Source organism: Bradyrhizobium sp. BEA-2-5 (assembly GCF_032918025.1).
Classification (GTDB): Bacteria; Pseudomonadota; Alphaproteobacteria; order Rhizobiales; family Xanthobacteraceae; genus Bradyrhizobium; species Bradyrhizobium pachyrhizi.
On record NZ_CP136629.1, the window covers coordinates 2,617,842 to 2,643,418 of the forward strand.

Below are 25,577 nucleotides of genomic sequence, written 5' to 3' on the forward strand. Positions count from 1 at the left end.
CCGAGGTGGGGGCTGGTCGGAGAACGTCGCTGGAAGAATGCGGGGCCAAGCAGGTTCGGCCGGGTGCCGTGATCACGAGGATTCCGCCGTTGGCGGATAGCGTTGTGGAAACCCCGACGCGACGCAGGCGTTATTGCCAGATAGCAACCCTGGGAGGTGGGCATGGCGAGGAAGCGCATTGGCATTCTCACGGGAGGCGGTGACGTCCCCGGCCTTAACGCGGTGATCAAGAGCGTGACTTATCGCGGCAGCGAGGACGACATCGAGGTTGTCGGTCTCCGCCGAGGCTGGGAGGCCCTCACGCACCTGAACCTCGACGACCCGTCGAGTAAGTCCCATTACATCATCCCGCTGAACCGCGAAAACACGCGCGTGATCGACCGGCGCGGCGGCACCGTGCTGCACTCGAGCCGCACCAATCCCTCCAAAATGAAGAAGTTGCCCGATCATCTCGCGGGCCGCGACTTTCCGGCTTCCCAGAGCACCAAGGGCGGCATCGCAACCACGACGTGGGACCTCACCAACGAGGTGCTCGCGAACCTCGCGGGGCTCGGTATCGAACATCTGATCGCCATCGGCGGCGACGATACGCTCAGCTACGCGGACAAGCTCAACAGGCGAGGCGTCAAGATCATTGCCATCCCGAAGACGATGGACAACGACGTTCGCAACACCGAATACTGCATCGGCTTCTCGACCGCGATCACCCGTGCCAGCGATGCCATCCAGCGCCAGCGCACCACCGTCGGCTCGCACGAACGAATCGGCATTTTCCGCGTCTTTGGTCGCGATGCCGGCTTTACGGCACTCTATACCGCATACGCAACCTCGATCCGATGCGCCATACCGGAGTTCAAGGTCAATCTCGACAAGCTGATCCAGCTTCTCCTCGATGACAAGCACGGCAACCCAAGCAACTACGCGCTGATCGTGCTCAGCGAGGGCGCCGAGTGGGAGGGCTACAAGGTGCAGGAATTCGGCGAGCCTGACGCCTACGGTCACCGCAGGAAGGCGAGCGTGGCCGAAGCGTTCGCGGACGAGATCAAGCGGCGCACCGGCGAGGAGACCATCGTCTCTGACCTCACCTACGACCTGCGGTCAGGCGATCCGGACTTCATCGACAAGCTTGTGGCGCTGACGTTCGGCAACATGGCTTACGATGCGATCCTGGAAGGCAAAACCGGCCTCATGTCGGCGCTGGTCGAGGGCCGCTACGACCTCGTGCCGATCCCTGACGCCAAGCTCGGGCCACGCAAATTGGACGTCGCAAGCGCGTACAACACCGAGCGGTACCGTCCTCTCTATTCCAACAAGCGGGGCCTGCCGATCTTTCTCAACCGCGCTTCATAGGGTGGGTGGTAACCCCATCGAGCATGACGAGCTATTCCAGATGCGTCGATAGCCCGTATCGACACGCGGTGACGGAGGGGCCATAGTTCCGCAAGGAATTTGCTCAGGGAACCTGTCGCACCACACGACGTTCTTTTCGCAAATGAGCGCGCCGTCGCCCCCGGCGCAGCGAGCGCCGAGGCGAAGGCGCTGCGCTGCGGTCGGAGGGATGCTCATGAAACTCACCATTTCGGTCATCAAGGCTGACATTGGCTCCGTTGGGGGCCACACGAAACCATCTGCGCGCATGATGGCGGCAGTCGAAGGGGAGGTCGCGAAAGCGATCGACAACGGTCTCCTGATCGACGGTTTCGTGCGCCATACCGGCGACGATATTGCGATCATCATGACGCACACGCGGGGCGAAGGGAGCTCCGAAGTCCACCAATTCGCCTGGAAGACGTTTCTCGCGGCCACTGCGGTTGCGAAGACCTCTGGGCTCTACGGCGCCGGCCAGGATCTTCTTGTCGACGCCCCTTCCGGAAACGTTCGCGGCGCGGGCCCGGCCGTCGCCGAACTCAGCTTCGACCACAACCTCTCGGGCGCGAGACCCGCGGAGTCCTTCATGGTGTTCGCCGCAGACAAATGCGGCCCCGGCGCCTACAACCTGCCGCTCTATCTGGCTTTTGCCGATCCCATGTATTGCGCCGGGCTGATGCTGCCCCCGATGATCAAGGGCTTCCGTTTCCATATCATCGATATGGACAACACGGCCGGCGACAGCGTGATCGAACTCGATGCGCCCGCGGACGGCTACCACATTGCGGCGCTGCTTCGCGACAACGAGCGCTTCGGCATTGATCGCATCGTCTCGAAAACGTATGGCGAGGTCGCCGTCGCCGTTTCGGCGCAGCGCCTGCACTCCATCGCAGGCAAGTACACCGGCAAGGATGATCCGGTCGCGGTCGTCAGGAACCAGGGCATTTTCGCGGCGCCCGAAGAAATCATCTCGCCCTTTGCCAAGGCGCACTTCGTGGGCGGCGATGCGCGCGGCTCGCATGTGATGCCGCTCATGCCGGTGCCGCTCAACACCCGGTGACGGGGATGTACTGCCTGCCGATCGTTTCCTGCGTCGGCTTCTCGATCGACCGGGACGGGAAGTTCTCGGAGTCCTATACCGATTTCTTTGACAACCTCGCGTGGGACGAGGTCCGCCAGCGCGCGCAGCGCAAGGCGATCGAGATGCGCAGCCAGGGCTGGTCCGGTGCTGCGATGCTGCCCTATTCAGAGCTGGAATATGGCGGCTTCCGCGACACGGTATCCGGATTGCTGAAGCGCTTCCGGCTGCGCGAGGAGCCCAAGCCACAAGCGGCGGAGTAGGGCCGCGCGTGCCCGGCTATTCGGTTGCGGTGCCGTGCTCGCGCGCGAACGCGCCGCCGGGGATCGCCGACAGCAGCGCCTGCGTATAGGAATGCTGCGGCCTGCCGAACACCTCGGCGGTCAGCCCTTGCTCGACCACGGCGCCATCCTTCATGACGGCGACGAGATCGCAGATCTGGGCTGCGACGCGCAGATCGTGGGTGATGAACAGCATCGAGAGGCCGAGCTGCTGGCGCAGCCCGGCGAGCAACCTCAAGACCTGCGCCTGCACGGAGACGTCGAGCGCTGATACAGCCTCGTCGGCAATCAGCACGCGCGGCCTCAGCGCCAGTGCCCGAGCGATGCCGATGCGCTGGCGCTGGCCGCCGGAGAATTCGTGCGGGTAGCGATCGCCGGCGGACGGATCGAGCCCGACCAGCCCGAACAGCTTTCGCGCTTCCGCAATCGCGGTGGCGCGATCGGTGCCGTGCACGATCGGTCCCTGCGCCACCAGCTCGGCCGCCTTGCGGCGCGGATTGAGCGAGGCGAACGGATCCTGGAACACCGTCTGGATGTGGCGGGTCTCGCGCCTGATATCGTCGCGGCCGAGCTTTGCCCAGTCCTTGCCGTCGAGCACGATCGACCCGGTGTCGGGATCGATCAGCCGCACGATGCAGCGCGCGAGCGTCGATTTGCCCGAACCGGATTCGCCGACGATGCCGAGCGTCGCGCCGCGCGGGAGATGCAGCGACACGTTCTTGACGGCTTCCGTGATCCGCGCGCCGCGGCCGAGGAAGCCGCCGGTGCGGTAGGTCTTGGAGACGCCGTCGATGGTCAGGATATCCTTGCCGGAAAGGATGCGCGGCGGCGGCGCCTTCAGCGGCGGCACGGCCGCAATCAGCTGCTTGGTGTAGGCATGCTGCGGATCGTTCAGCACCTTGTCGGCCGCGCCTTGCTCGACGATCGAGCCGTGCTGCATCACCACGACCTGGTCGGCGATGTCGGCGACGACGCCGAAATCATGGGTGATGAACAGCACCGCCATGTTGCGGTTGCGCTGGAGATTGCGGATCAGCTTCAGGATCTGCGCCTGCGTGGTGACGTCGAGCGCGGTGGTCGGCTCGTCGGCGATCAGCACGGCCGGCTCGAGCGCCAGCGCCATCGCGATCATCGCGCGCTGGCGCTGGCCGCCGGACAGCTCGTGCGGGTAGGCTTTTGCGGCAGCCCTGGGGTCGGGGATGCGGACGTCCTCGAGCAGCGCCAGCACCCGCGCATTGATCTCGGCCTTCGAGAGAGCGGTGTGGATCGCAAACATCTCGCCGATCTGGTCGCCGACCGTGAACAGCGGGTTGAGCGCGGTCATCGGCTCCTGGAAGATCATCGCGATCCCGGCGCCGCGCACATCGCGCATCTCTGCCGGATCGGCGGCGCAGAGGTCGCGGCCGTCGAACATCATCCGGCCCCGTTCGATCGTCACCTCGTTCGGCAGCAGCCGCATGATGGCGTTCGCCATCATCGACTTGCCGGAGCCGGACTCGCCGACCACGCAGAGGATCTCGTTGGAGGCGATCGACAATGAGACGTCGGACAGCGCATGCGGCCGGTCGGCGCCTTTGGGCAGGCGCACTGTCAGGGCGTCGAGCGAAAGGACCGTCTCGCTCATCGGCTCTTCAGCCTCGGATTGAGCGCATCGTTGAGGCCCTGGCCGACCAGCGACACCGCGAGCACGGTGACGAGGATCGCAATGCCGGGGATCGCCGAGACGTACCACTGCACCCGGAGCACGTCGCGGCCGAGCCCGATCAGATTGCCCCAGGAGGCGACGTTGGGATCGGACAGCCTCAGGAAGGCGAGCGCGCTTTCCAGCAGGATCGCGACCGCCATCACCACGCTGGCATAGACGATCACGGGCGGCAGCGCGTTGGGCAGGATTTCGCCGAGAATGAGCTGGACGTCCTTCATGCCGAGCGTCTTGCCGGCCTGGACGAATTCGCGGTTGCGCAGCGACAGGAACTCGGCGCGGGTCAGCCGTGCCGGCGCCGGCCACGACACCACGCCAACTGCAATGGTCACCGTGGTCAGGGTCGAGCCGAACACCGCGACCAGCACCAGCAGCAGCACGAAGTTCGGCAGCGTCTGGAACGCCTCGGTGATCCGCATCAAGACATTGTCGACCCAGCCGCCGTAATAGCCGGCGAAGGCGCCGACCAGGATGCCGATCAGGATCGCGATCACGGTGGCGACGCCGCCGATCAGCAGCGAGATCCGCGCGCCGTAGAAGATCTGGGCGGCGATGTCGCGGCCGGAATTGTCGGTCCCAAGCAGGAAGCGCGGGTTGGAGAACGGCCAGATCAGCGGCCGGCCGGCAAGGGCGAGCGGATCGCGCGGATAGAGGACACCCGCGCTGATTGCCATCGCGATGACAAGCAGCAGCAGGATCAGGCCGATCACCGCGGCCGGGCTGCGGAAGTAGCGCTTCACGGCATCCATCGTCAGCCCTCCGCCGCGATGCGCGGATCGAGCCGCGCGTAGAGCAGGTCGACGACGAAGTTCACGGATATGACGAGTAGTGCGGACACGAAGACGATGCCGAGCAGGGTGTTGAGGTCGCGCTGCACCACCGATTCATAGGCAAGGCGGCCGAGGCCGGGCAGGGAGAACACGCTCTCCACCACGACCGAGCCGCCGAGCATGGTGCCGGCCTGCAATCCGATCAGCGTCACCATTGGCAGCAGCGCGTTGCGCAGCACATGGCGGGTGATGACATGGGTCTCGTCCAGCCCCTTGGCGCGGGCGGTGCGGACGAAATCGAGGTTCAGCACCTCCAGCATCGAGGCGCGCATGATGCGCAAATAGATTGCGAGGAAGATCAGCCCGAGCGTCAGCGTCGGCAGCACCAGATGGGCCGCGATATCCAGCACGCGCCAGATCCCGGTCTGCACCGTGCCGATGTCCTCGAAGCCGCCCGGCGGCAGCCACTGCAGATAGACCGAGAACACCACGATCGCCATCAGCCCGAACCAGAACGAGGGCGTGGCGTAGAAGATCAGGCCGAGGGTGGAGATCATCGTGTCCGGCCAGCGGTTGACGCCGCGCGCGGCGATCACGCCGAACACGAGGCCAAAGAAGAACGCGAATGACAGCGACGCGGTCATCAACAGGATGGTCGGCGGCAGCCGTTCCAGGATCACGGTCGCCACCGGCTTGCCGTAGATCGAGGAGAAGCCGAGGTCGAGCCGGACCAGGTGCCACAGATAGTTCCCGAGCTGCGCCGGAACCGAGAGGTTTAGCCCGTAGAATTTGCGCAGCGCCTCGGCGGTCGCGGCGTCGCCGCCGCCCATTTGCGCCATCAGCGCATCGACGGTGTCGCCCGGCGCGAGCTGCAGCAGCAGGAACACGCCGATCAGGATCAGGAACAGGGTCGGGATCGAGGCGGCGAGCCGCCGCCCCGCAAGGCTCAGGATACGCATGCCTTATCTATAGCGTTTTCGAAGGAAGTGGCCACCGGTCGCCGTCATTGACTTGAACCAGCGTCGGCCGCTCGGTCAGCTCGCCCCGCTTGCGGGGTCGAGACGAGCGAAGCTCGGTCTTCGAGGTCGAATCGCATCGTTAGATGCGATCCGGGTGAGGGGGTACCGGACCATCCACCCGCATCACTTGCGGAGACAGCCCCTCACCCCAACCCTCTCCCTGCAAGAGCGGGGCGAGGGAGAAGCAAGGGCGCGCAGCCTCATGCGCTCAGCCAAAGATCGTGCCAGCTCGTCGAGCCCCAGCGCGGGGTGTTGGAATGGTTGCGCGCCTTGGCCGTGATCACGGTGACGAAGATCTGCTCGATCGGCATCCAGACCGGCAGCTCGGTGTTCACCTCCTTGACGAAATCGGCGTAGAGCGCCTTGCGCTTGACCGGATCGACTTCGGTCGCGGCGTTGTCGATGGTGGCATCGACGGTCTTGTCCTCCCAGCCCCATTGGTTGGTCCACGGCGCGCCCTTGGGCTGGCCGGAGCGGTACCATACCGTGGTCGAGACCGCAGGGTCGTTGCGGTACTGGTGCCAGCCGGTCGCGAGATCGAAGGCGTGCTCGTCATAGACCTGCTTGAGGAAGCCGCCGCCGTCGTTGCGCACGATGTCGACCTGGATGCCGACTTCTCCCAGCGACTGCTGGATGAAGGTCGACCACAGCGAGATGTCCTCGCCCCACGGCGCCGGCAAGAGCCTCAGCGAGAAGCGGTTGCCGCTACTGGCCTTGAAGCCGGCCTCGTCGAGCAGCGCGATCGCCTTGGCCTTGTCATAGGGGTATTGCGGCGTGTTCGGCCCGGGATAGAAGTCGGTCGAGGTCGACGGGATCGGGCCGGTGCCGAGCTTGGCGAAATCGCCCAGAAAATTGTCGATGAAGAACGGCACGTTGATCGCGTGCGCGATGGCACGGCGGACCCGGATGTCGGCCAGCTCCTTGCGGCGGAAGTTGAACTCGATCGTGTTGGTGCGGGCGTTGCCCTCATTGCCCTTGGTCTGGACGATGAAGCGCTTGTCCTTGCCGAGCCGCGCCATGTCCGAGATCGTGAGGCCCGAGAACGGGCTGTAGTGCAGCTCGCCGGCCTCCATCTGTGCGGCCGCGGCGGCGCGGTCGGTGATCACCTTCCAGACGATGCGGTCGAGATAGGGCGCGTTCGGCCGCCAATAGTCCGGGTTGCGGTCGGCGATGATGTATTGCCCGCGCTCGTATTTGACGAATTTGAACGGGCCGGTGCCGACCGGCGCCAGATTGGTCGGGTTCTGCCTGATGTCGCCGCTCTCATAGAGATGCTTGGCGGAGACGTAGCCGAGGTCGGGCAGGGCCCGGAGCAACAGGTTCAGCGGCATCGGCCGCTCGTAGCGGAAGATCGCGGTCTGCGGATCGGGCGTATCGACCGATGTGAGGAACAGCTGCAGCGTCGATCCGTAGTTGAGGATCTTCTTCCACATGTTCATCGCGCTGAAGGCGACGTCGTCAGACGTGAACGGCTTGCCGTCGTGCCAGGTGACGCCCTTGCGCAGCTTGAAGGTGACGGTCTTGCCGTCCGGGGTCGCCTCCCAGCTCTCGGCGAGCACGCCGACCGGCTGGCCGTTGGCGTCGAGGTCGACCAGATTCTCCTGGATCTTGCCGCCGATGATGTAGACGCCGGTCGAGGCCTGGATGCTGGGATTGAGCTGGCGCTGCTCGGCGCCGTAATGGACGTTGAACACGCCGCCCTTGCGCGGGGTTTCTTGCGCGAATGCCCGCATCGGATTGATGACATTGGCCGCAATCGCGGCCGAGGTCAGAAGGGCCGTGCGGCGGTTGATCTCGAGGCGGCTCAAATCCATACGCGGGTCTCCAGAACTTGCATAAAGGCTTGCATCGGGCGGCCAGCCGATCGGTCGTGGCCGTCATTTGGCGATGTTAGCTTGGAATGGGAACCCAAGTCATTTTCTAATGCCTCGGCCTTTTGGAGGATCGTTTCCGAAACCTGAAGTGGCGCGCGGCAGCGCTTCGCAACCCGGATCGAGCGCCGCATTGTCGCAGTTTGGGCCGCGCGAGTTGCGTCTGGTGATTCTCTCGAGGGACTGTTTCGGGAGCCCCGAAGCCGCGCAAACGCTGTAATTTTAGGGGTCGGAAGCGCCTTGACTTGAAAAAACACTGGAAAAATCCCTGATTCGGAGGCTGTCCACAGCGATATTGTGGTGGGAAGTGCAGAAAACACTGTTTTTCTCGGCATTTTCCGCCATATCGTGCCCACTCCAGAATCAATGGAGCAACCATGGCTACCCAACTGTCGAAGTCGCAAGTGATCGAGAAGATCGCGACCACCACAGAGCTTTCCAAGCGCGACGTCAAGAACGTCATGGAGACGCTGACCGACGTCGGTCACAAGGAGCTCAAGAAGAACGGCCTGTTCCTGGTGCCGGGCTTCGCCAAGTTCGTGGTCATCAAGAAGCCCGCGACCAAGGCGCGAAAGGGCACCAACCCGTTCACGGGTGAAGAGATGATGTTCAAGGCCAAGCCGGCCCGGAAGATCGTCCGCGCCCGTCCGGTCAAGGCCGCCAAGGACGCCGTTTAAGACGAAAAGGCCTCCGGTGACGGAGGCCTTTTGCTTTTGAGCCGTCGCTTCCTGCCGTTGGTTGCCCGCTTGAGCGTTTTCGAGCGCAGCGGACACCGGTTCGCGTGAAGAAAACGCGCCAAAGCAGAATCTGGAGCTCCGGACCGGGTTGAACCGGGACCGGGGCTCTAGACCACCGGCGAGCGGCCACCATCGACATTGATGGCGGTGCCGGTGATGTAGGAGCCTTGCTCCGAGGCCAGGAAGCAGGCGAGGTTGGCGAACTCCTCCGCCGTGCCGATGCGGCCGAGCGGGGTGCCCTTGGCAAGGCCCTTGGCGAATTCCCCGAAATCCGTGTTCGGCGCCTGGGCAGCATGCCGCTTGACCCATTGATCGCTCATGATCAGGCCGACCAAGAGCGCATTCACCAGGATGTTGTGCTCGCCGCCTTCATTGGCCATGACCTTGGTCAGCGCCATGCCGGCGGCGCGCGACACCGAGGTCGGCGCGGAATTGCCGGCCGGCGCCTTTGCAAAGGTGTTGAGCACGTTGATGATGCGGCCCCATTTGCGCTGCTTCATGCCCGGCCACACCAGCCGGCTGAAGCGGATCGCGGCGAACAGCTTCAGGTCGAGGTCCTCCTGCCAGGCCTCGTCGCTGATGCTCTCGAACGCCAGCGTGCGTGCCGTGCCGGCGTTGTTGACGAGCACGTCGATCTTGCCGAGATCGGCAACGATCTGGTCGTGGGCCTTGCTGATGTCGGCGGCCTTCGCGACGTCGCAGACATAATCGCGCACCACGAGGCCATCCCTGGCGAGCGCCTCGCGCGCCGCAGCGAGATCGGCCGCGCCGCGGGCGAGGATCGCGACCCTGGCGCCGGATTCGGCAAACCGCCGCGCCACCGCGATCCCGATGCCCTTGCTGCCGCCGGTAACCACCGCGACGCGGTCCTTCATTGATAGGTTCATTGTTGTTCTCCCTGGGGCTGGCCCGGAGAGGACGCTATCAAACCGACAGCGCGACCAACAAGGTCATGCAGAGCAGGTGTGCTGTGACAATCAGTGCGAGATGGAGCGGGCCGGACATCGGAGGTCTCCATTGTGGTGCGTTGTGAGGTGAGCACCGCCGCTCATCTCCCTCCCCCTGAAAGGGGGAGGGCGGGGTGGGGGTTGCTCTCCGCGGACGCCGGCCGCTTGTGGAGGCAGATCCCCACCCGGATTACGCTTGCGCGCAATCCGACCTCCCCTTTGCAAGGGGAGGTGAGGAAAGAGCGCTCCAGTTCAGGCGCGCGTCAGTTCAGGTTCGCGCTCGCCGTGAAGCTGCGGTCGACGGCTTTGCTGACGTCGAGCGTCTTCGGCAGGATGCCGTAGCGGGTCGAGCGGTCGGAGGCTTCCTGCACCTCTTTCACCACGCCCTCGTCGATCACAATCGGGCTGGTGCGCTGCGCGGTGTAGGCCGCGAGCAGCACGTCCTCCGGCAGCTTGGTCAGCTCGGCCGTGCTCCTGGCGTATTCCGCAATATGGTCCAGCGACCACAGCCGTGCCTTGTTCAGCCGTTGCACGAGGTCCTGAACCGCGGCGCGCTTGGTGGCGATGGCATTGTCGGAGGCGACGATGAAGGTGATGGTCGGCGTCAGGCCGTCGCCGTCGGCGATGACGCGCGCCTTGTCCTTCAACGTCGCGAATGAGACATAGGGCTCCCACACCGCCCAGGCGTCGACTGACCCCGCCACCAGTGCCACCTTGGCATCGACAGGGCCGAGAGGCGCGAAGGTCGCGTCCTCGATCCTGCTGCCGGCTTTTTCCAGCGTCGCGTTGATCAGGAACTGGCCCCAGCCGCCGCGCGTACCAGCGAGGCGCTTGCCCTTGAGGTCGGCGGCCGACTTGATCGGTGAATCCTGACGAACCAGGATCGCCTGCGTCTTGGCATCCGACCGCGTGCCGCCGATCGCCTTGATCGGCGCGCCCGCTGCATAGACGGAGAGGAAAGACAGATCGCCCGTGTAGCCGACGTCGAGCGCGCCGGCGTTGAGCGCTTCCAGAATGGGAGCTGCCGCCGGGAATTCCGACCATTCGATCTTGTAAGGCAGGTCCTTCGCATAACCCGAGATCTCGAGTAGCGAGCGTTTACCGCCTTTCTGGTCGCCGACGCGCAGCACGATCGCGTCGCCCGCGAGTGCCGCGGCCGACGTCGACAGCGTGATCGCGGCCGCGATCAGCGCGGCCGCGGTGCGGCGGGTGAGAGAATAGGCAAGGCCCGAGCGGGTCAGTTTGCGCATTGGAATTTTTTTCCCAATTCATTCGCTGCTCGGCGGAACGCGCGGCAGCGTTCGACCAAGTCTATGAGCAAGCCGTTCGCCGTCAACGAAACGGAAATCTGAATTCGGCGGCTGCGCGGCAAGGATGATCTCGTCAGGCATGCCGCGCGTAGAAGACATCGCGCATGCGACCGCAAAACGCTCAAATTTGATGCAGTCACGGGTGATCGCGCCGCATCTCCGTGTGGGACGATCGTGAAAATCCTTTCATCGCCGCGCGATGCGATCGTGGAGAGTTCAGCTGCGGCGCCGACAACATTCGAAATTCCATTTCATTGACGATGAACTTGTCGCGCCGCATCATTTGCGGGTTGCTTTGAATGCAATAGCGCCGGAGAAATCCGCTTTTTCTAAAACCATGAGCTTCGAACGACGGGGTGCGCAAACGGAGACGTTTTGCGCGCGGGGCGGAGCCTTGCCGAAATGCAGGAGTGATGATGTCGACGGATAACAAGAAGACGGTGATGGATCGCCGCACATTGCTGCGTGCGGGCGCTGCCGCGGCCTTTGCCGCGCCGATCGGGGCGTATAGCGCGCAGGCCTTCGCGCCACGGGCGATCACGCCGGCGATCGACTTCTCCGAATTCCCGATCTGCAAGACCGCGTCCGATGCGCCGGCTCTGACCGGCGCCCCGCGCAAGCTAAAGCTCTCGTGGAATGCCGGCGCGGTGTGCCTTGCGCCGCTGCCTGTTGCGATCGAGCACGGCTTCTTCCAGAAGCAGAATCTCGATGTCGAGCTCGTCAACTATTCCGGTTCGACCGACCAGTTGCTCGAGGCCATCGCGACCGGAAAGAGCGATGCCGGTCTCGGCATGGCGCTGCGCTGGCTGAAACCGCTCGAGCAGGGCTTTGACGTCAAGATCGCCGCCGGCACCCATGGCGGCTGCATGCGCGTGCTGAGCCGCGCCGATTCCGGCGTGAACAAGCTTGCCGATCTCAAGGGCAAGATCGGTGCGGTCGGCGATCTCGCTGGTCCCGACAAGAACTTCTTCTCGATCCAGTTGGCAAAACTCGGCATTGATCCTAACAAGGACGTCGACTGGCGCGCCTATCCCGGCAATCTGCTCGATGTTGCGGTCCAGAAGGGCGAGGTGCAGGCTTTCCTGTCGTCCGACCCGCTTGCCTATCTCTGGCTCAAGGACACCCAGTACAGGGAGGTCGCCTCCAACCTCGATGGCGACTATCGCGACAAGAGCTGCTGCATCGTCGGCCTGCGCGGCTCGCTGGTTCGCGAAGAACCCCAGGTCGCGCGTGCGATCACTCAGGCGCTGCTCGACGCCGCCATGTTCACCTCGCAGAATCCGGCCGTCGCGGCAAAGTCATTCCAGCCCTACGCACCGAAGGCCGCAACGCTCGCCGATATCGAGGGCATGGTGCGCTACCACACCCACCATCATCATCCGACCGGCGAAGTGCTCAAGCGCGAGCTGAAGGGCTACGCCGACGACCTCAAGACGGTGCAGGTGTTCAAGCAGAGCACCGACACGGCGAAATTCGCGGAGCGGATCTATGTCGACGTATTCAGTGTCTGACGCGACTGCCGCGGCCGCGCCGCGGGCAGCGATCACGCTCGCGGACCTCTCCGGCAGTTACGGTGTGGGCCTTGCGGCGAGCCTCGTCTGGCTCGCTTTCGGCCTCTCATGCCTCTATTGGCCCGATGTCGGCGACTGGTCGCGGACCGGATCGCTCGGCATCGGCGCGATCGTTGTCGCTGCCTTCATCCTGTTCGGCACATTCAGCGCGGATTATCTCGGCGGCGCCGGGCAGGGCGCTGCGCCAGCGCGCGCCCTGGCTCATCGCGCTCGGCGCGTTCCTGACGCTGTGGGAGGTCGCGACCGCCAAGTTTGCCTGGCTGCCGCTGCCGTTCTTCCCGCCGCCGCAGGCGATCATCGAGGTCTATACCGACGATCTGCCGAAGCTGCTCGACAGCCTGTTCGCCTCGGTCAAGCTGCAGCTCGGCGGCTACATCATTGGCGCTGCGGTCGGCTTCCTGACGGGGGTGTCGATCGGCTGGTCGCGCGCGGTCGGCTATTGGGTGCACCCGGTGCTGCGCTTCATCGGGCCGCTGCCGGCAACCGCCTGGCTGCCGATCGCGTTCTTCACCTTCCCCTCGAGCTGGAGCGCGTCGACCTTTCTGATCGCGCTCGCGACCGGTTTTCCCGTCACGGTGCTGACATGGTCGGGCGTCGCGAGTGTCAGCAGTGCTTATTACGATGTCGCGCGGACGCTCGGGGAAAAACCGTCCTTCCTGGTGCTGAAGGTCGCGATCCCTGCCGCGCTGCCGCACGTCTTCGTTGGGCTGTTCATGGGGCTCGGCGCCTCCTTTGCCGTGCTCGTCGTCGCCGAGATGATCGGCGTAAAGGCCGGTCTCGGCTGGTACCTGCAATGGGCGCAGGGCTGGGCTGCCTATGCCAACATGTATGCGGCGCTGATCGTGATGTCGCTGCTCTGCTCCGGCGCGATCACGCTGCTGTTTGCGATCCGCGACCGTCTGCTGGTCTGGCAGAAGGGCGTCGTCAAATGGTAGTGCAGTCCGCAGCTGAGGCGATCACCTATCCGGCGGTCGGCGCCGAGCTCGATATCGAAGGCATCAGCCACGCCTTCGATATCGATGGCGCCACGCTTCCGGTGCTCGATAATGTCAATCTCGCGATCGAGCCGGGCGAGTTCGTCGCGCTGCTCGGCCCGTCCGGCTGCGGCAAGTCGACCTTGCTGCGGCTGGTGGCGGGACTGGAGAAGCCGCGCGCGGGCACGCTGCGCGAGGATGAAGTGCGCATCAGTGGCCCGCATCCGTCGCGGGTCGTTGTGTTCCAGGATCCGACGCTGTTTCCGTGGCGCACGGTGTGGGACAACGTCGCCCTGGGCCTCGAAGCCCAGGGCATTCTGAAGAGCCAGCGGCAGCGTGTCGATGATGCGCTCGATCTCGTCGGACTGTCGTCGTTCCGCAATGCCTATCCGCACCAGCTCTCCGGCGGCATGGCGCAGCGCGTGGCGCTGGCGCGGGCGCTGGTGAACGATCCCAAGATCCTGATTTTGGATGAGCCGCTCGGCAAGCTCGACTCGCTGACCCGCATCACCATGCAGGCCGAGCTGGTCTCGTTGTGGCAGCGCAAGGGCTTTACCACGCTCCTCGTCACGCATGATGCCGAGGAGGCGCTGGTGCTCGCCAACCGCGTCATCGTGCTGTCCGATCGGCCGGCGCGGATCAAGGCTGACATCGCCGTCGCCCGGCCGTACCCGCGGCATCGCGGCGATCCCTATCTGGCGGAGCTGCGCAAGCAGATCCTCGGCCTGCTCGGACTGGAGGCGACATGGTGACATCAGCGGCGAGGGAGCTGCCGCCGGCGAACGAGCCGGAGTACATCGCGCGCGCGTTGCTGCTCGCCGCTGTGTTTGCTGCGCGCGCGCCGGCGCACGACCGCGACGCCAGCTTTCCCTTCGAGAATTTCGCCGATCTGTCGCGCGAAGGCCTGCTGGCGCTGACGGTGCCGGCAGCGCTCGGCGGCGGCGGAGCGGGTGCCCGCGACGCCGCGCGTGTGCTCGGCATCATCGGCAAGGCCGATCCGTCGACCGCGCTGGTGCTGTCGATGCACTACATCAATCATTTGGTGATGGCGCGCAGCCCGACCTGGCCGGCGCGGCTGTCGCGCAAGCTCGCCAAGGAAGCCGTCGAGGGTGTGGCGCTGATCAACGCTTTGCGGGTCGAGCCCGAACTCGGCTCGCCCGCGCGGGGCGGCCTGCCGGCGACAGTGGCCCGCCGCACCGAGACCGGCTGGCGGCTCTCTGGCCACAAGATCTACTCGACCGGCGCGCCGATCCTGAAATGGTATTCGGTCTGGGCAAAGACCGATGAGCCGGAGACCCGTGTCGGCTTGTTTCTGGTTCCCGCCGGGTTGCCGGGAACGCGGATCGTCGAGACCTGGGACCATCACGGCCTGCGCGCCAGCGGCAGCCATACCGTGATCTTCGACGACGTGGTGTTTCCGCTGGATTACGAGATCGACGTCCGCGGGCCCGACGACTGGAAGGTTCCTGACGTCACCCAGGCGACCGTGCACGCGATCTTCGTCGCCGCGATCTATGATGGTATTGCCCGTGCGGCGCGCGACTGGTTCGTCCAGTTCCTGAAGCAGCGCGTGCCCGCCAGCCTCGGCGCGCCGCTTGCGACCTTGCCACGGATGCAGGAGGTGGTCGGCGCGATCGAGGCGCGGCTTGCGGTCAATGCGCGCCTGATCGACAGCTTCGCCGCCGATTTCGATAACGGCTTCCCGCTTTCTGCGATCGAGTCTAACATCATCAAGCTGACGGTGACCAACAACGCCGCGGCAGTGGTGGAGGATGCCTTGTCGCTGACCGGCAATCACGGCCTATCCCGCAGCAATCCGCTGGAGCGGCATTATCGCGATGTCCTGTGCGGGCGCGTGCACACGCCGCAGGACGATGCCACCCGTGTCTCCGCCGGACGCTCCGCGCTGGGCGTCTGAAAACAACAGCCAACAACAACGGAGTTCCCGTCATGTCGGTCGAGTTCATCGGCTTTATCGCCAACAGCAATGCTTCCGAGACCATCGTGCGCCAGGGACCGATCCTCGATCCCGCTTATATCGAGACGGTGGCAAAAGCACATGAGCTTGCCGGTTTCGACCGCGCGCTGCTCGCGTTTCATTCCACCACGCCGGATGCGCTGCAAGTTGCCCAGCATGTGCTGACCATCACCAAACAGCTCAAGGTGATGATTGCGCAGCGGCCGGGCTTCACCGCGCCGACGTTGCTGGCGCGCCAGCTCGCCACGCTCGACCAGCTCTATGGCGGCCGCGTCTCGCTGCACGTCATCACCGGCGGCAATGCCGCCGAGCTGCGTCAGGACGGCAACACCTTCGACGACAAGGACGAACGCTACGCCCGCACCAGCGAATTCCTCGACGTGGTCAGGCTGGAATGGACCAGCGAAAAGCCGTTCAACTACAGCGGCAAATATTACACCGTCGAGAACGGTTTCTCCCAGGTGAAGCCGCTGCAGAAGGGCGGCATCTACACCTTCGTCGGCGGCGGCTCGGATGCCGCGATCGAGGTCTCGGGCAAGTATGCCGACACGTTTGCGCTCTGGGGCGAGTCCTATGCGCAGGTGCGCGACGTCACGGCGCGGGTGCGCGCAGCGGCTGCGAAACACGGGCGGCCGAGTCCGCGCTTCAGCCTGTCGGTGCGGCCGATCCTCGCTGAGACCGAGGAGAAGGCCTGGCAGAAGGCGGAGCACATCCTCGAACGCGCAACTGCGCTCCAGGACCAGACCGGCTATCGCCGGCCAAACCACGCCACCGACGGCGCCAAGCGGCTCCTGGCGCTGGCTGACCAGGGCGCGCGCATTGACAAGCGGCTGTGGACCGAGATCGCAAAGCTCACCGGCGCCAACAGCAACACCACCGCGCTGGTCGGCACGCCCGAGCAGGTCGCCGAGGTCTTCGCCGATTATTATGATCTTGGCGTCAGCCATTTCCTGATCCGCGGCTTCGATCCGCTGCCCGATGCCATCGACTACGGCCGCGAGCTGATCCCGCTGACGCGCAAGCTGATCGAAGCGCGGGACCAGCAGCGGGGAATTGCCGCCGAATGATCCGTCTCATTGTTGCGGCAGCGCTTGCGCTCGCCGCCATCGACGCGGCCTTCGCGCAGACCACGCTGCGCGTCGGCGACCAGAAAGGCAATTCGCAGGCCGTGATGGAAGCGGCCGGTGTGCTCAAGGACGTCCCCTACACGATCGAGTGGAAGGAGTTCGCCGCAGCCGCGCCGCTGCTGGAGGCGCTTGCGGCAGGCGCGATCGATACCGGCCTGGTCGGCGACGCGCCGTTCACCTTCGCGGCGGCCGCCAAAATTCCGGTCAAGGCGATCGCGGCGGTGCGGCAGTCGCGCGACGGGCTCGCGGTCGTGGTGCCGGAAAACTCCGCGATCAAGAGCTTTGACGATCTGCGCGGCAGGAAGATCGCAACCGGCCGCGGTTCGATCGGCCATCAGCTGATCCTGGCGGCGCTGGAATCCAGGGGTTGGCAGGCGAGCGACGTGCAGATCGCATTCCTGGCGCCGTCCGATGCCAAAATCGCCTACACGCAAGGTTCGGTCGATGCTTGGTCGACCTGGGAGCCGTACGTCAGCCAGGAAGAGGTGCTGTTCAAATCGCGCCGCATCATCACGGCCGACGGCATCACGCCCGGCCTCGGCTTCCAGGTCGCAACCCCCGATGCGATCAAGGGCAAGCGCGCCGAGCTCGAGGATTTCGTGCGGCGGTTGGCGGCCGCGCGCGCATGGTCGCAGAACAATGTCGAGGGCTACGCCGCCACCTGGGGCAGGCTGATGAACATCCCGCCCGCGGTGCCGCTGAACTGGCTGACGCGGGCCAAGATCCGCATCGCGCCGATCGACGACAGCGTGGTCGCCGACGAGCAGAAGACCATCGACCTCTACGACCGCTGGGGCCTGATCCGGCAGAAGATCAACGCCGCCGACATCGTCGACCGCTCGTTTGGTGCGGCCGTCGGGAAGGGCGCGGGACTGTAGGCAATTTGCAAGCGATACATTCAACGTCGTCCTGGCGAAAGCCAGGACCCATTACCCCGGATGGCAGTTGTTGCACGACGCCGGGGCCGCGATCCTGCTCATTATCAAATTTAATGGTAATGGGTCCTGGCTTTCGCCAGGACGACGGTGCTTACAAGATTTCGGAATACTGGAAATATATTCCTGATTTGCCCGACGTGTCAAGCTACCCTGTCGAAGGCCTGCAGCCGCGAGCTCCTTTGCATGGGGTTGTTTTCGATATTTTGCCAGCGCACCTGCGGCGGCCCTGCAAGCGGTAGACGTGGACCGTCTGCGCGGAAGCGATTCAACTCCGCACCATTGCACCGCTAACGAACCCGTGATTCAAAATATCCATTCGTCCGCGGGCCGCCGCGCGGCAAGGATTTTCCCCGTTTGGCATATTCCAAAACCGCAACGTTGCTATTTTCGCCACGGCCTTGCCACCCCGCCCGGCGCCGCCAAGATCAAACAGACGAACAATCGAGTCCGGGAGATCACCATGGGCCTTCAACAAACTCGCATCGAGTCGCTGCCGTTTGTGACCGCTGAACTGAACTATCTCGCGCCGACGCCGGGCAAGCCCCGGACCTACGCCTTCGATCCGCCGCCCGGCGAACCCAAATCCACCGCGCTGCCCGAAGCCCACAATGTTCCGATCTTTGACGGACGCCTGATCGCCGACAGCTTCTCGCTCGATCGCGAGGGCTTTGCGCTGGTCAAGCATCCGACCAGCGTGAAGGATTATTACGACGAGAACGAAGTCCGCAACGTCTACTATCCCGCCGTCGAAGCCTTCCTGAAGGCGACGCTGAAGGCGGATCGTGTCTTCATCTTCGATCACACCGTGCGCAAGCGCGTCGAGGGTGCGGCGGACATCCGCGGCGGCGGACCGCGCCAGCCCGCGACCCGCGTCCATGTCGACCAGACCGCCGTCTCCGGCCGCAACCGCGTGTTCGAGCACCTGCCCGACGAGGCCGAGCAGCTGGTCAAGGGCCGCATCCAGGTGATCAATCTGTGGCGTCCGATCCGCGGCCCGCTGCGCGATTCACCGCTCGCGATGGCCGACGGCACCACCGTCGCGCCGGAGGATCTCATTGCTTCGGACCTGATCTATCCCAACCGCAGCGGCGAGACCTACTCGGTGAAGTACAATCCGAACCATCGCTGGTTCTACATTCCCGAGATGACGCCGGACGAGGCGATCCTGCTGAAATGCTACGACTCTGCCACCGACGGCCGCACGCGGTTCGGGCCGCATACCGCGTTCGTCGATCCCACCACGCCCGCGGACGCCGCGCCGCGCGAGAGCATCGAGCTGCGCACGCTGGTGTTCCATAAGCAGTAAGGGCGACGAAAATCTCAGCGAACTCGTCATGCCTGGGCTCGTCCCGAGCATCCACGTCTTCGGCCCTGCGTGAAGCAAGACGTGGATGGCCGGGACAAGCCCGGCCATGACGGCGTCTGGGGTGCCAAGATCGCGTTGCCGCCAAAGTTGGCACGCGCTGCCCAATAATGTTACGCCCGTCGCCAAACCGCTCGGGGAAGAGGCAATTCGTGGACGGCGTGGTGACGAAGGAAGAGGCGGGGATCGGGTTCCGCGCCCTGGTGCTTGCGCTTCTGGCATTGGCCTCCGGCCACATGCTGTCGACGCTGCTGCGGACCATCCCGGCGATCAGCCTCGATCTGATGGCGTCGGATTTCGGCACCTAGCCGCAGGCCCTCGCCAGCCTCACCTCGATTTATCCTTTCGCCTTTGCGGCGGCGCAGATTCCGGTCGGGGCGGCGATGGACCGGTTTGGCGTGCGGCCGGTGTCGCTGAGCCTGCTCGCGGGGACCGTGTTCGGAACGCTGGTCTCGGCGCTGGCGATGGGGCCTGCGAGCTTTGTGCTTGGCCAGCTGCTGCTGGGCGTTGCCACCTCGGGCATGCTGATGTGCCCGATGACGCTGGCGGCCAAGCAATTGTCGGCGGCCCGGTTCGGGCTGTGGTCGGGCGCGATCCTCTCGATCGGCAATATCGGCATGCTGCTGTCGTCGAGCCCGCTCGCCTTCGTCGTCGACCAGTTCGGCTGGCGCGCCGGTTTCTGGGTTTCGGCCGGCTTCGGCATCGTGGTGCTGATCGCGGTGTTCGCGCTGGTGCCGCGGCAGCCGGCGGCGCATGCGGATGATTCCTCGCCGCTGCACCAGATGGCCGAGGTGCTGCGGCTCGGCATGTCGCGCGGGCTGCGCGGCTTGATCGCGCTGTCGCTGGTGTCGCTCGGCGCGTCGCTGACCTTGCGCGGCTTGTGGGGTGGCCCGTGGCTGATGGACGAGAAGGGGCTGAGCCGGATCGAGGCCGGCAATGTGCTCGGCCTGTTCACGCTGGCGATGATCGTCGGCCCGGCCTGCATCGGCGCCTTCGATCGCAAGTTCGGGCACCGCCGCGCCATGGTGGCGGTGACGCACGCCATCGCCGCGCTGCTGCTCGTCTTGATGGCGGCCGGTGCGCCGCATTTCCCGGTCTCGAACCTCTTCGGCGTTGCCGTGATGCCGACGCAATATGACCTGGTGCTGTTGATCCTGATCGGGCTCGCGACCTCGGCGCAGCCGCTGATTTACGGCATGACGCGCCAGCTTGTCGCCGCGCAGAACACCGGCAAGGCGCTGTCCTCGGTCAACCTCGCGTTCTTCCTTGGCGCAGCGCTGCTGCAATCGAGCACCGCGGGCGTCGCGGCGCTGTTCGGGCTGCCCGCGGTGCTGCTGTTCATCGCCGGCGCGCTGGCGATCGGGACCGTGCTGTTCCTGATCTACACCAGGCCTGCCTAGATCGTCTGCGCCTGCTTGCGAATTTCGTTGGCGAGCGGCCGCAGGGAATCCACTCCGCGTGGCCCCACCAGGGAGTAGCCCGTACCGCCGTCAGCCCACGAGAAGCCCGCGACGTCACTGCCCGAATGCGGCGCCATCGGTGCGTTCTGGTCCGACGTCATCGGGCGGGTGAGAACCACAAGCCGCTCGCCGCGATCGTCGTCGTACATGAACATGGCCGCAGGACCATGTGCGGTCGGCACTACCCGTCCGCCCATCAAACGATATCCCGACTTGGTGAGATCTGGCAGCTTCACCGGTTGATGCAACCGGTTGGAGACCCATTGCACAAGCTCGGTGCTGTCGCGCAGCTCGACCGGCCGCGTGCGATCGGAGGCGTACACTCTGTAGGAATCGCTGGCCTCCTCGGCGAGCGCCACAATTCCGCCGACCGGTGCCTGTGTCGCGCCACGGATCACCCATCCGCCGAGGCCGCCGAGCGAGAGCATCAGCATCGCTGCGATGGCCCAGCGCAACGACGAGGGGCGGCGGCGTGGGCTCTCGATCATCCTGGCGAGGTTGAGCCGCGGCGGCAGTGGCTCCTCGGCGATCGGCAGCAGCACCGATCGCAAAAGGTTACGCTCATCGGAGTAGGCGGCGATGCGCTTGGCCACGTCCGGATGCTTGTCCAGATAGACGCGGACCTCAGCCTCGCGTTCCGGCTCGAGCGCGCGATCGACATAGGCATGCAGATCGTCTTCTGTAATGGGTCGGTTGCTCATGTCTTGTTCCGCAATTGCACGATATTATGATCCAGGTCGCCCGGCGTCTCCTCCAGTTCGTGATGCAGCCGCTCGCGGGCGCGCGCGAGGCGGGACATCACCGTGCCAACAGGCACGCCGAGCACCTTCGCGGCATCGGCGTAGGACAAATCCTCGACGCCGACGAGCAGCAGCACCGCACGTTGGTCATGCGGAAGCCTGGCGAGCTTCGCCATGACGTCGCGATACATCACCTTGTGCTCCTGCGCCGCTTCCTGACCGAATGCATCCTCGTTGGTTTCGTCGATCGCGACATGAACGCCGCGCACCGTTGCGCGGCGAAATTGGTTGATGGCGAGATTATGCAGGATCGCGAACAGCCACGGGCGCGGATTGTCCGACCGCCGCTGCTCCCAGTGGATGACGGCACGTTCCAGGCAGTCCTGCACCAGGTCGTCGGCCGCGGCGTGATCGCGGACCAGGGCCCGCGCATAACGCCGCAAGGCTGGTATCAGCGGCTCGACCAGGTGCAGCATGTCGCTCATGGCGCTTGTACCTGCACGACCGCGCCGAGTTTCGCCGGCTCGCCGGATGCGATGACGAGGTAACGCCGCTCGGTCCTGGCCGCGCTCTGCACGATCTGCCGGATCGGACCGGCCGCGTTGACGATGGCGGAGCCGGCCGGATTGGTCATGAAGGCTGCCAGCGGCTCCACCATGCCGCCACCGTCGGCGTGTTCGGCCAATCCCAACACGTAGCGCTGCTTCGGCTCGAGCCCGGTCACGGAAGCCTGCAGCACCTGGATCAGCCCTTGATCGAACAGCGATACGCTGGTCGGCGGCTTCTCGCCCTTGGCTTCCTTTTTCGGTGCCAGCGCGAGGTGCGCGACCTGGCCGGCGACGCCGAGGGCCTGCAGGTTCTGGCGGTCATCGGGATCGGGCGCGGCATTCGGCACATAGGCGATCGCCTGCGGCGCTTGCCCGATTGGGACATTGGCGATGACCTTGTTGGTCGCAGTATCGATCGCGGCCAGCGCATCTGCGTTCTCCAGCCCGACATAGACCCGCGTGCCGTCGCCGGACGGCCAGACGCCGTGCGGCAGATTGCCGACGGGGATGGTCGCGACTTGCGAGAAGTCGTCGGTTCGGCACACCTTGACCTCGTTGGTGCCGCCGATCGTGACATAGGCGAGCGTGCCTTTAGGCGTCTTCGCGAAATTGACATGATTGGTAATCGGTCCGGTGTCGATCGTCTTGATTGGATCGAACGGCGGCCTGGCGTTGAATACCTGGGTCTTGCCGATGTCCTTGAGCGTGAACCAGACCTGGTCGCCTTCCGGCGTCACCGCGATGTTCGGACAGAATGGGCTTTCCTGCTTCACCTTGGCGATGATCTTGTGCTCGGCGACCGAGACGACGTCGGTCTCCGGATTGAAGGAGGAACATATATAGCCGTACTTGCCGTCCGGCGAGAACATCTGCATGCCGGGTCCCGCGGGCACCTCGATGCGCGTCGTTTCCTTGAAGCTCTGCGCGTCGATGACCGAGATGTAATTCTCGCCGCGCACCGTGACCCATACTTCCTTGCCGTCAGGCGTGAAGAACGCCTCATGCGGCGAGCGGCCGATATAGGTGACATGCTTGATGGCATTGCTCGCCGTATCGATGAAGGTCACCGAATTCGAGCCGATCGAGACCACTGCGAGTGTGCGGTGATCGGGCGAATAGCCCATGCCGTGGACGAGCACCTGGCCCTTGTAGAGCGGGCTGAAGTTGCCGGGCTGAGGATCACCGAGCCTGATCACGCCGAGCAGTTTGTTGTCGACGGGATCCGTCACGGAGACCGTGTTCGAGAACTGCTCGGCCGCGTAGACACGGTCATGATGGCCGACCGGAATGTCGGGCGAGGACGCAGCGCCCGGCGCCTGTCCGGCGAAAGCAGGGCTCGACATCGCCAGCACGGTCGTGGCCAGCAGGCTCTTGAGGATTTGACGGTTCATCGCTCGAAACTCCTAGTTCTTCATTCCGTGGGACATGTTCATATGATCGTGAGCGGCGGGCGCCGGGGTCTGCTGCGTCGGGGCCGGCACGGACGCCGTAATCGGGTCGCCGATCGCGAGCTTCATGGCCGCGATCTCCTGCATCTGGTCGACGATGATCTCCTGCGCGATTCGCCGAAGCTGCTCGTTCTTGCCGTAGCGCAGTTCAAGCACGGCCATGTCGATGGCGCCCTGATGATGCGGGTTCATCATGGCAACGAAATCGCGATCGATGTCGCCGGTCGGCTTCACCGCCATGTCGTTCATCATCTTCGTCATGGCGGCATCGTTTTCGGCGAGGAAGGCGCTCTCCTCTGCGGTCTGCGCGCCCTGCGCCGGATGATGGTCGTCATGTGCGGACGCGGCCGCTGCGGCGGCGAGGGCGAGCACGACGGACGCGCCGAGCGGGGCGAGGACGGACTTAAGGAATCGAGGAGGCATTTGCGTTCACCCTGGGAGTTGTCGGGAAAGCCGAACGGTCCGGCCTCGGGGGCCGGCTTGCATGGGTGGGACGCAGCAGCGTGAGTTCTATTCCGTCGCAGGGGCGAAGATTCTCGTCGATCACGACTTGCTGATCGATGGAATGATCCGTTTCGGCCGAGCCAGCCGATTTGCGATCGGCAAGCCACTGGCTATAAGAGGGAATTCCGGTTCCGGTCGACCGGTTCCTCGATCCTCCCTGCGCAAGTCGCTCGCGCCAAGAAGGCCAAGATGTCCGCCAAGATCGATCCGATCACCCGCTCCGTCGTCCAGCACCGCCTGTCGTCGATCGTGAAGGAGATGGGCGAAGCCATGCTTCGCACTTCCTATTCGCAGATCCTCAATTCCAGCCGCGATTTTTCGCTGGCGATCTGCGACACCGACGGGCGGTTGATTGCGCAGGCGGACCATATTCCGGTTCATGTCGGCGCGCTGTCCTGGGCGACGCTTGCTATCGAGGAGCGCTTCAAGGACATCAAACCCGGCGACGTTCTGCTGCTCAACGACCCCTATCATGGCGGCAGTCACTTGCCCGACCTGACCGCGTTCGTGCCGGTCTTCGATGGCGGCAAGCGGCTGCTCTGGACCATCGTACGCGCGCATCAGAGCGACATCGGCGGCGCCACCCACGGCGCCTACAATCCGGCCGCCACCGAGATCTATCAGGAAGGCATTCGCATTCCGCCGATCAAGCTCTACGAGGCCGGCAAGCCGCGCGAGGATCTGCTCGACTTGCTGGCGCTCAACATCCGCAATCCCAGGGAATTCCGCGGCGACCTCGCGGCGATGCTCGGGGCCGCGCATCTCGGCGAGCGCCGTGTCGCAAAGCTGTTCAGCGAATTCGGCGCGGACACGGTCGAAGCCGCGATCGAGGCGATTCTGGACGCGACCGAGCAGCAGACCCGCGCCGTGGTGTCGACCTGGAAGGACGGCGTGTTCTACGGCGAAGCCCTGCTCGACGATGACGGCCACGGCCGCACCGACATCAAGATCGCCGCCAAGGTGACCAAGAAGGGCAGCGACATCGAGGTCGATCTCACCGGCTCCGATCCGCAGTCGACCAGCTTCGTCAATTCCTCGCACGCCAACATGCAGGCAGCGGTCGCGATGGCCTTCGCCTATCTGATCGACGCCGACATTCCCAAGAACACCGGCGCGCTGCGGCCGCTGAAGGTGGTGGCGAAGCAGGGCACGATTGTCTGGGCCGATCCCGGCCGTCCCGTCACCTTGTGCACCAGCCATCCATCTAACGAGATCGTCGAAGCCATCATCAAGGCGATGTCGGCGTCCTGTCCGGATCGCGTGATGGGCGGCTGGGGGCGCCGCTTCCGCATCGCGATCCAGGGTGAGGATCCGCGCACCGGACGCAATTTCATCTGGCACATGTTCCAGGCCCGGCCCGGCGGCGGCGCCTCGCCCGGCGGCGACGGCTATTCGTCGATCGGCGAGTGGCATTCGGTCGGCGGGCTGAAATTCGGCAGCATCGAGGTTGCCGAAGTGCGCTTTCCCCTACATTTCCGCCAGCACGAATTCCGGCCGGATTCCGGCGGCGACGGCCAGCATCGCGGCGGCCTTGGCGTCGCGCTCGACATGGTGCTGGAGACGCAAAAGCCTGCCAAGGGCAACACCGCCGGTGATGGCGCGCGCCATGGTCCCTGCGGCATGCTCGGCGGCAAGGACGGCGAGCCGCATCATTACCGGCTGCTCTCGGAAGGCCGCGCGCCGCGCGTGCTGAAGACCAAGGAAGTCGGCATCGAGCTGTGCCCCGGCGATTGCCTCGAGATCCGCTCTTCCGGCGGCGGCGGCTGGGGGCCGCCAGAGAAGCGCTCGGCGGAAGCGCGGGCGCGCGATCTTGCGCAAGGTTTGGTTTCGAAAGCGGTGTAGG

At 64.8% G+C, this 25,577-nt stretch carries 19 protein-coding genes and 3 pseudogenes; 12 read left to right on the top strand and 10 right to left on the bottom strand.

The window, feature by feature from the left end; translation table 11 throughout:
* Window positions 1-162 precede the first annotated feature (162 nt).
* The gene (locus RX327_RS12275; protein WP_317250377.1) at window positions 163-1,350 is read left to right on the top strand and encodes a 6-phosphofructokinase; all 1,188 of its coding nucleotides are present in this window, start codon (window positions 163-165) and stop codon (window positions 1,348-1,350) included.
* Window positions 1,351-1,564: 214 nt separating this feature from the next.
* Window positions 1,565-2,709 (top strand): annotated as a pseudogene (locus tag RX327_RS12280) (fructose-1,6-bisphosphatase).
* A 16-nt stretch (window positions 2,710-2,725) separates the two neighbouring features.
* Here the strand turns inward: RX327_RS12280 and RX327_RS12285 are convergent.
* From RX327_RS12285 to RX327_RS12300, 4 genes are all read right to left on the bottom strand, one after another.
* Entirely contained in the window at window positions 2,726-4,351 is a 1,626-nt protein-coding gene (locus RX327_RS12285) for an ABC transporter ATP-binding protein (RefSeq protein WP_317250378.1), read from the bottom strand.
* Window positions 4,348-5,178, bottom strand: a complete 831-nt coding sequence (locus RX327_RS12290; RefSeq protein WP_028334422.1) for an ABC transporter permease — start codon at window positions 5,176-5,178, stop codon at window positions 4,348-4,350. Before RX327_RS12290 ends, RX327_RS12285 begins: the two co-directional genes overlap by 4 nt.
* Before the next feature lie 2 nt (window positions 5,179-5,180).
* A complete protein-coding gene (locus RX327_RS12295; RefSeq protein ID WP_028334421.1) occupies window positions 5,181-6,158 on the bottom strand; it encodes an ABC transporter permease in 978 nt (325 codons plus the stop codon).
* Between the two features lie 260 nt (window positions 6,159-6,418).
* Window positions 6,419-8,032, bottom strand: coding sequence for an ABC transporter substrate-binding protein (locus RX327_RS12300; RefSeq protein ID WP_050387780.1), 1,614 nt, complete (start codon window positions 8,030-8,032; stop codon window positions 6,419-6,421).
* Window positions 8,033-8,466: 434 nt separating this feature from the next.
* Here RX327_RS12300 and RX327_RS12305 point away from each other — a divergent pair, with 434 nt between their 5' ends.
* Window positions 8,467-8,766: an HU family DNA-binding protein gene (locus tag RX327_RS12305; RefSeq protein ID WP_317250379.1), complete on the top strand. Its 300-nt coding sequence runs from the start codon at window positions 8,467-8,469 to the stop codon at window positions 8,764-8,766.
* A gap of 167 nt (window positions 8,767-8,933) precedes the next feature.
* Here RX327_RS12305 and RX327_RS12310 read toward each other — a convergent pair whose 3' ends face one another.
* Both RX327_RS12310 and RX327_RS12315 read right to left on the bottom strand, forming a co-directional pair.
* Window positions 8,934-9,713 (bottom strand): SDR family oxidoreductase, encoded by a 780-nt coding sequence (locus RX327_RS12310; RefSeq protein WP_050387779.1) that lies wholly within the window; start codon window positions 9,711-9,713, stop codon window positions 8,934-8,936.
* A gap of 323 nt (window positions 9,714-10,036) precedes the next feature.
* Window positions 10,037-11,023 carry an ABC transporter substrate-binding protein gene (locus RX327_RS12315; protein WP_317250380.1) on the bottom strand — a complete coding sequence of 329 codons (987 nt, stop codon included), beginning with the start codon at window positions 11,021-11,023 and terminating at the stop codon, window positions 10,037-10,039.
* A 473-nt stretch (window positions 11,024-11,496) separates the two neighbouring features.
* On the opposite strand from RX327_RS12315, the gene RX327_RS12320 reads away from it, so the two are divergent.
* The 8 genes and pseudogenes from RX327_RS12320 (at window position 11,497) to RX327_RS12355 (ending at window position 20,434) form a co-directional block, all read left to right on the top strand.
* Window positions 11,497-12,594 carry an ABC transporter substrate-binding protein gene (locus RX327_RS12320; RefSeq protein ID WP_410712156.1) on the top strand — a complete coding sequence of 366 codons (1,098 nt, stop codon included), beginning with the start codon at window positions 11,497-11,499 and terminating at the stop codon, window positions 12,592-12,594.
* Window positions 12,572-13,589, top strand: a pseudogene (locus tag RX327_RS12325) (ABC transporter permease). Before RX327_RS12320 ends, RX327_RS12325 begins: the two are co-directional and overlap by 23 nt.
* Entirely contained in the window at window positions 13,583-14,380 is a 798-nt protein-coding gene (locus RX327_RS12330) for an ABC transporter ATP-binding protein (RefSeq protein ID WP_317250382.1), read from the top strand. The pseudogene RX327_RS12325 and the gene RX327_RS12330 overlap by 7 nt, the downstream one beginning before the upstream one ends.
* Entirely contained in the window at window positions 14,374-15,546 is a 1,173-nt protein-coding gene (locus tag RX327_RS12335) for an acyl-CoA dehydrogenase family protein (RefSeq protein WP_317250383.1), read from the top strand. The genes RX327_RS12330 and RX327_RS12335 overlap by 7 nt, the downstream gene beginning before the upstream one ends.
* Window positions 15,547-15,578: 32 nt before the next feature.
* On the top strand, window positions 15,579-16,673 hold the full coding sequence (locus tag RX327_RS12340) for an LLM class flavin-dependent oxidoreductase (RefSeq protein ID WP_317250384.1): 1,095 nt from the start codon (window positions 15,579-15,581) through the stop codon (window positions 16,671-16,673).
* Window positions 16,670-17,611, top strand: coding sequence for an ABC transporter substrate-binding protein (locus RX327_RS12345; protein ID WP_317250385.1), 942 nt, complete (start codon window positions 16,670-16,672; stop codon window positions 17,609-17,611). Before RX327_RS12340 ends, RX327_RS12345 begins: the two co-directional genes overlap by 4 nt.
* Before the next feature lie 520 nt (window positions 17,612-18,131).
* A complete protein-coding gene (locus RX327_RS12350; RefSeq protein ID WP_050387183.1) occupies window positions 18,132-18,977 on the top strand; it encodes a CmcJ/NvfI family oxidoreductase in 846 nt (281 codons plus the stop codon).
* Window positions 18,978-19,195: 218 nt separating this feature from the next.
* Window positions 19,196-20,434: pseudogene (locus tag RX327_RS12355) on the top strand (MFS transporter).
* Here the strand turns inward: RX327_RS12355 and RX327_RS12360 are convergent.
* The 4 genes from RX327_RS12360 to RX327_RS12375 are packed head-to-tail and all read right to left on the bottom strand — an operon-like array spanning window position 20,431 to window position 23,653.
* The gene (locus RX327_RS12360) at window positions 20,431-21,195 is read right to left on the bottom strand and encodes an anti-sigma factor family protein (RefSeq protein ID WP_050387184.1); all 765 of its coding nucleotides are present in this window, start codon (window positions 21,193-21,195) and stop codon (window positions 20,431-20,433) included. The pseudogene RX327_RS12355 and the gene RX327_RS12360 overlap by 4 nt on opposite strands.
* A complete protein-coding gene (locus RX327_RS12365) occupies window positions 21,192-21,719 on the bottom strand; it encodes an RNA polymerase sigma factor (RefSeq protein ID WP_157345701.1) in 528 nt (175 codons plus the stop codon). The genes RX327_RS12360 and RX327_RS12365 overlap by 4 nt, the downstream gene beginning before the upstream one ends.
* Entirely contained in the window at window positions 21,716-23,173 is a 1,458-nt protein-coding gene (locus RX327_RS12370; protein WP_317250386.1) for a YncE family protein, read from the bottom strand. The genes RX327_RS12365 and RX327_RS12370 overlap by 4 nt, the downstream gene beginning before the upstream one ends.
* 12 nt (window positions 23,174-23,185) lie before the next feature.
* Window positions 23,186-23,653, bottom strand: a complete 468-nt coding sequence (locus tag RX327_RS12375; RefSeq protein ID WP_317250387.1) for a DUF305 domain-containing protein — start codon at window positions 23,651-23,653, stop codon at window positions 23,186-23,188.
* A gap of 270 nt (window positions 23,654-23,923) precedes the next feature.
* Here RX327_RS12375 and RX327_RS12380 point away from each other — a divergent pair, with 270 nt between their 5' ends.
* A complete protein-coding gene (locus tag RX327_RS12380; RefSeq protein ID WP_317250388.1) occupies window positions 23,924-25,576 on the top strand; it encodes a hydantoinase B/oxoprolinase family protein in 1,653 nt (550 codons plus the stop codon).
* The last annotated feature ends 1 nt before the right edge of the window (window position 25,577 follow it).

What these genes read in the sequence shown, in the direction of transcription:
- RX327_RS12340 (WP_317250384.1), top strand. Translation starts at nt 15,579, where the DNA reads ATGTCGGTCGAGTTCATCGGCTTTATCGCCAACAGCAATGCTTCCGAG.
- RX327_RS12360 (WP_050387184.1), bottom strand. Translation starts at nt 21,195, where the DNA reads ATGAGCAACCGACCCATTACAGAAGACGATCTGCATGCCTATGTCGAT.
- RX327_RS12335 (WP_317250383.1), top strand. Translation starts at nt 14,374, where the DNA reads ATGGTGACATCAGCGGCGAGGGAGCTGCCGCCGGCGAACGAGCCGGAG.
- RX327_RS12285 (WP_317250378.1), bottom strand. Translation starts at nt 4,351, where the DNA reads ATGAGCGAGACGGTCCTTTCGCTCGACGCCCTGACAGTGCGCCTGCCC.
- RX327_RS12365 (WP_157345701.1), bottom strand. Translation starts at nt 21,719, where the DNA reads ATGAGCGACATGCTGCACCTGGTCGAGCCGCTGATACCAGCCTTGCGG.
- RX327_RS12380 (WP_317250388.1), top strand. Translation starts at nt 23,924, where the DNA reads ATGTCCGCCAAGATCGATCCGATCACCCGCTCCGTCGTCCAGCACCGC.
- RX327_RS12315 (WP_317250380.1), bottom strand. Translation starts at nt 11,023, where the DNA reads ATGCGCAAACTGACCCGCTCGGGCCTTGCCTATTCTCTCACCCGCCGC.
- RX327_RS12290 (WP_028334422.1), bottom strand. Translation starts at nt 5,178, where the DNA reads ATGGATGCCGTGAAGCGCTACTTCCGCAGCCCGGCCGCGGTGATCGGC.
- RX327_RS12295 (WP_028334421.1), bottom strand. Translation starts at nt 6,158, where the DNA reads ATGCGTATCCTGAGCCTTGCGGGGCGGCGGCTCGCCGCCTCGATCCCG.
- RX327_RS12350 (WP_050387183.1), top strand. Translation starts at nt 18,132, where the DNA reads ATGGGCCTTCAACAAACTCGCATCGAGTCGCTGCCGTTTGTGACCGCT.
- RX327_RS12310 (WP_050387779.1), bottom strand. Translation starts at nt 9,713, where the DNA reads ATGAACCTATCAATGAAGGACCGCGTCGCGGTGGTTACCGGCGGCAGC.
- RX327_RS12300 (WP_050387780.1), bottom strand. Translation starts at nt 8,032, where the DNA reads ATGGATTTGAGCCGCCTCGAGATCAACCGCCGCACGGCCCTTCTGACC.
- RX327_RS12275 (WP_317250377.1), top strand. Translation starts at nt 163, where the DNA reads ATGGCGAGGAAGCGCATTGGCATTCTCACGGGAGGCGGTGACGTCCCC.
- RX327_RS12345 (WP_317250385.1), top strand. Translation starts at nt 16,670, where the DNA reads ATGATCCGTCTCATTGTTGCGGCAGCGCTTGCGCTCGCCGCCATCGAC.
- RX327_RS12305 (WP_317250379.1), top strand. Translation starts at nt 8,467, where the DNA reads ATGGCTACCCAACTGTCGAAGTCGCAAGTGATCGAGAAGATCGCGACC.
- RX327_RS12370 (WP_317250386.1), bottom strand. Translation starts at nt 23,173, where the DNA reads ATGAACCGTCAAATCCTCAAGAGCCTGCTGGCCACGACCGTGCTGGCG.
- RX327_RS12375 (WP_317250387.1), bottom strand. Translation starts at nt 23,653, where the DNA reads ATGCCTCCTCGATTCCTTAAGTCCGTCCTCGCCCCGCTCGGCGCGTCC.
- RX327_RS12330 (WP_317250382.1), top strand. Translation starts at nt 13,583, where the DNA reads ATGGTAGTGCAGTCCGCAGCTGAGGCGATCACCTATCCGGCGGTCGGC.
- RX327_RS12320 (WP_410712156.1), top strand. Translation starts at nt 11,497, where the DNA reads ATGATGTCGACGGATAACAAGAAGACGGTGATGGATCGCCGCACATTG.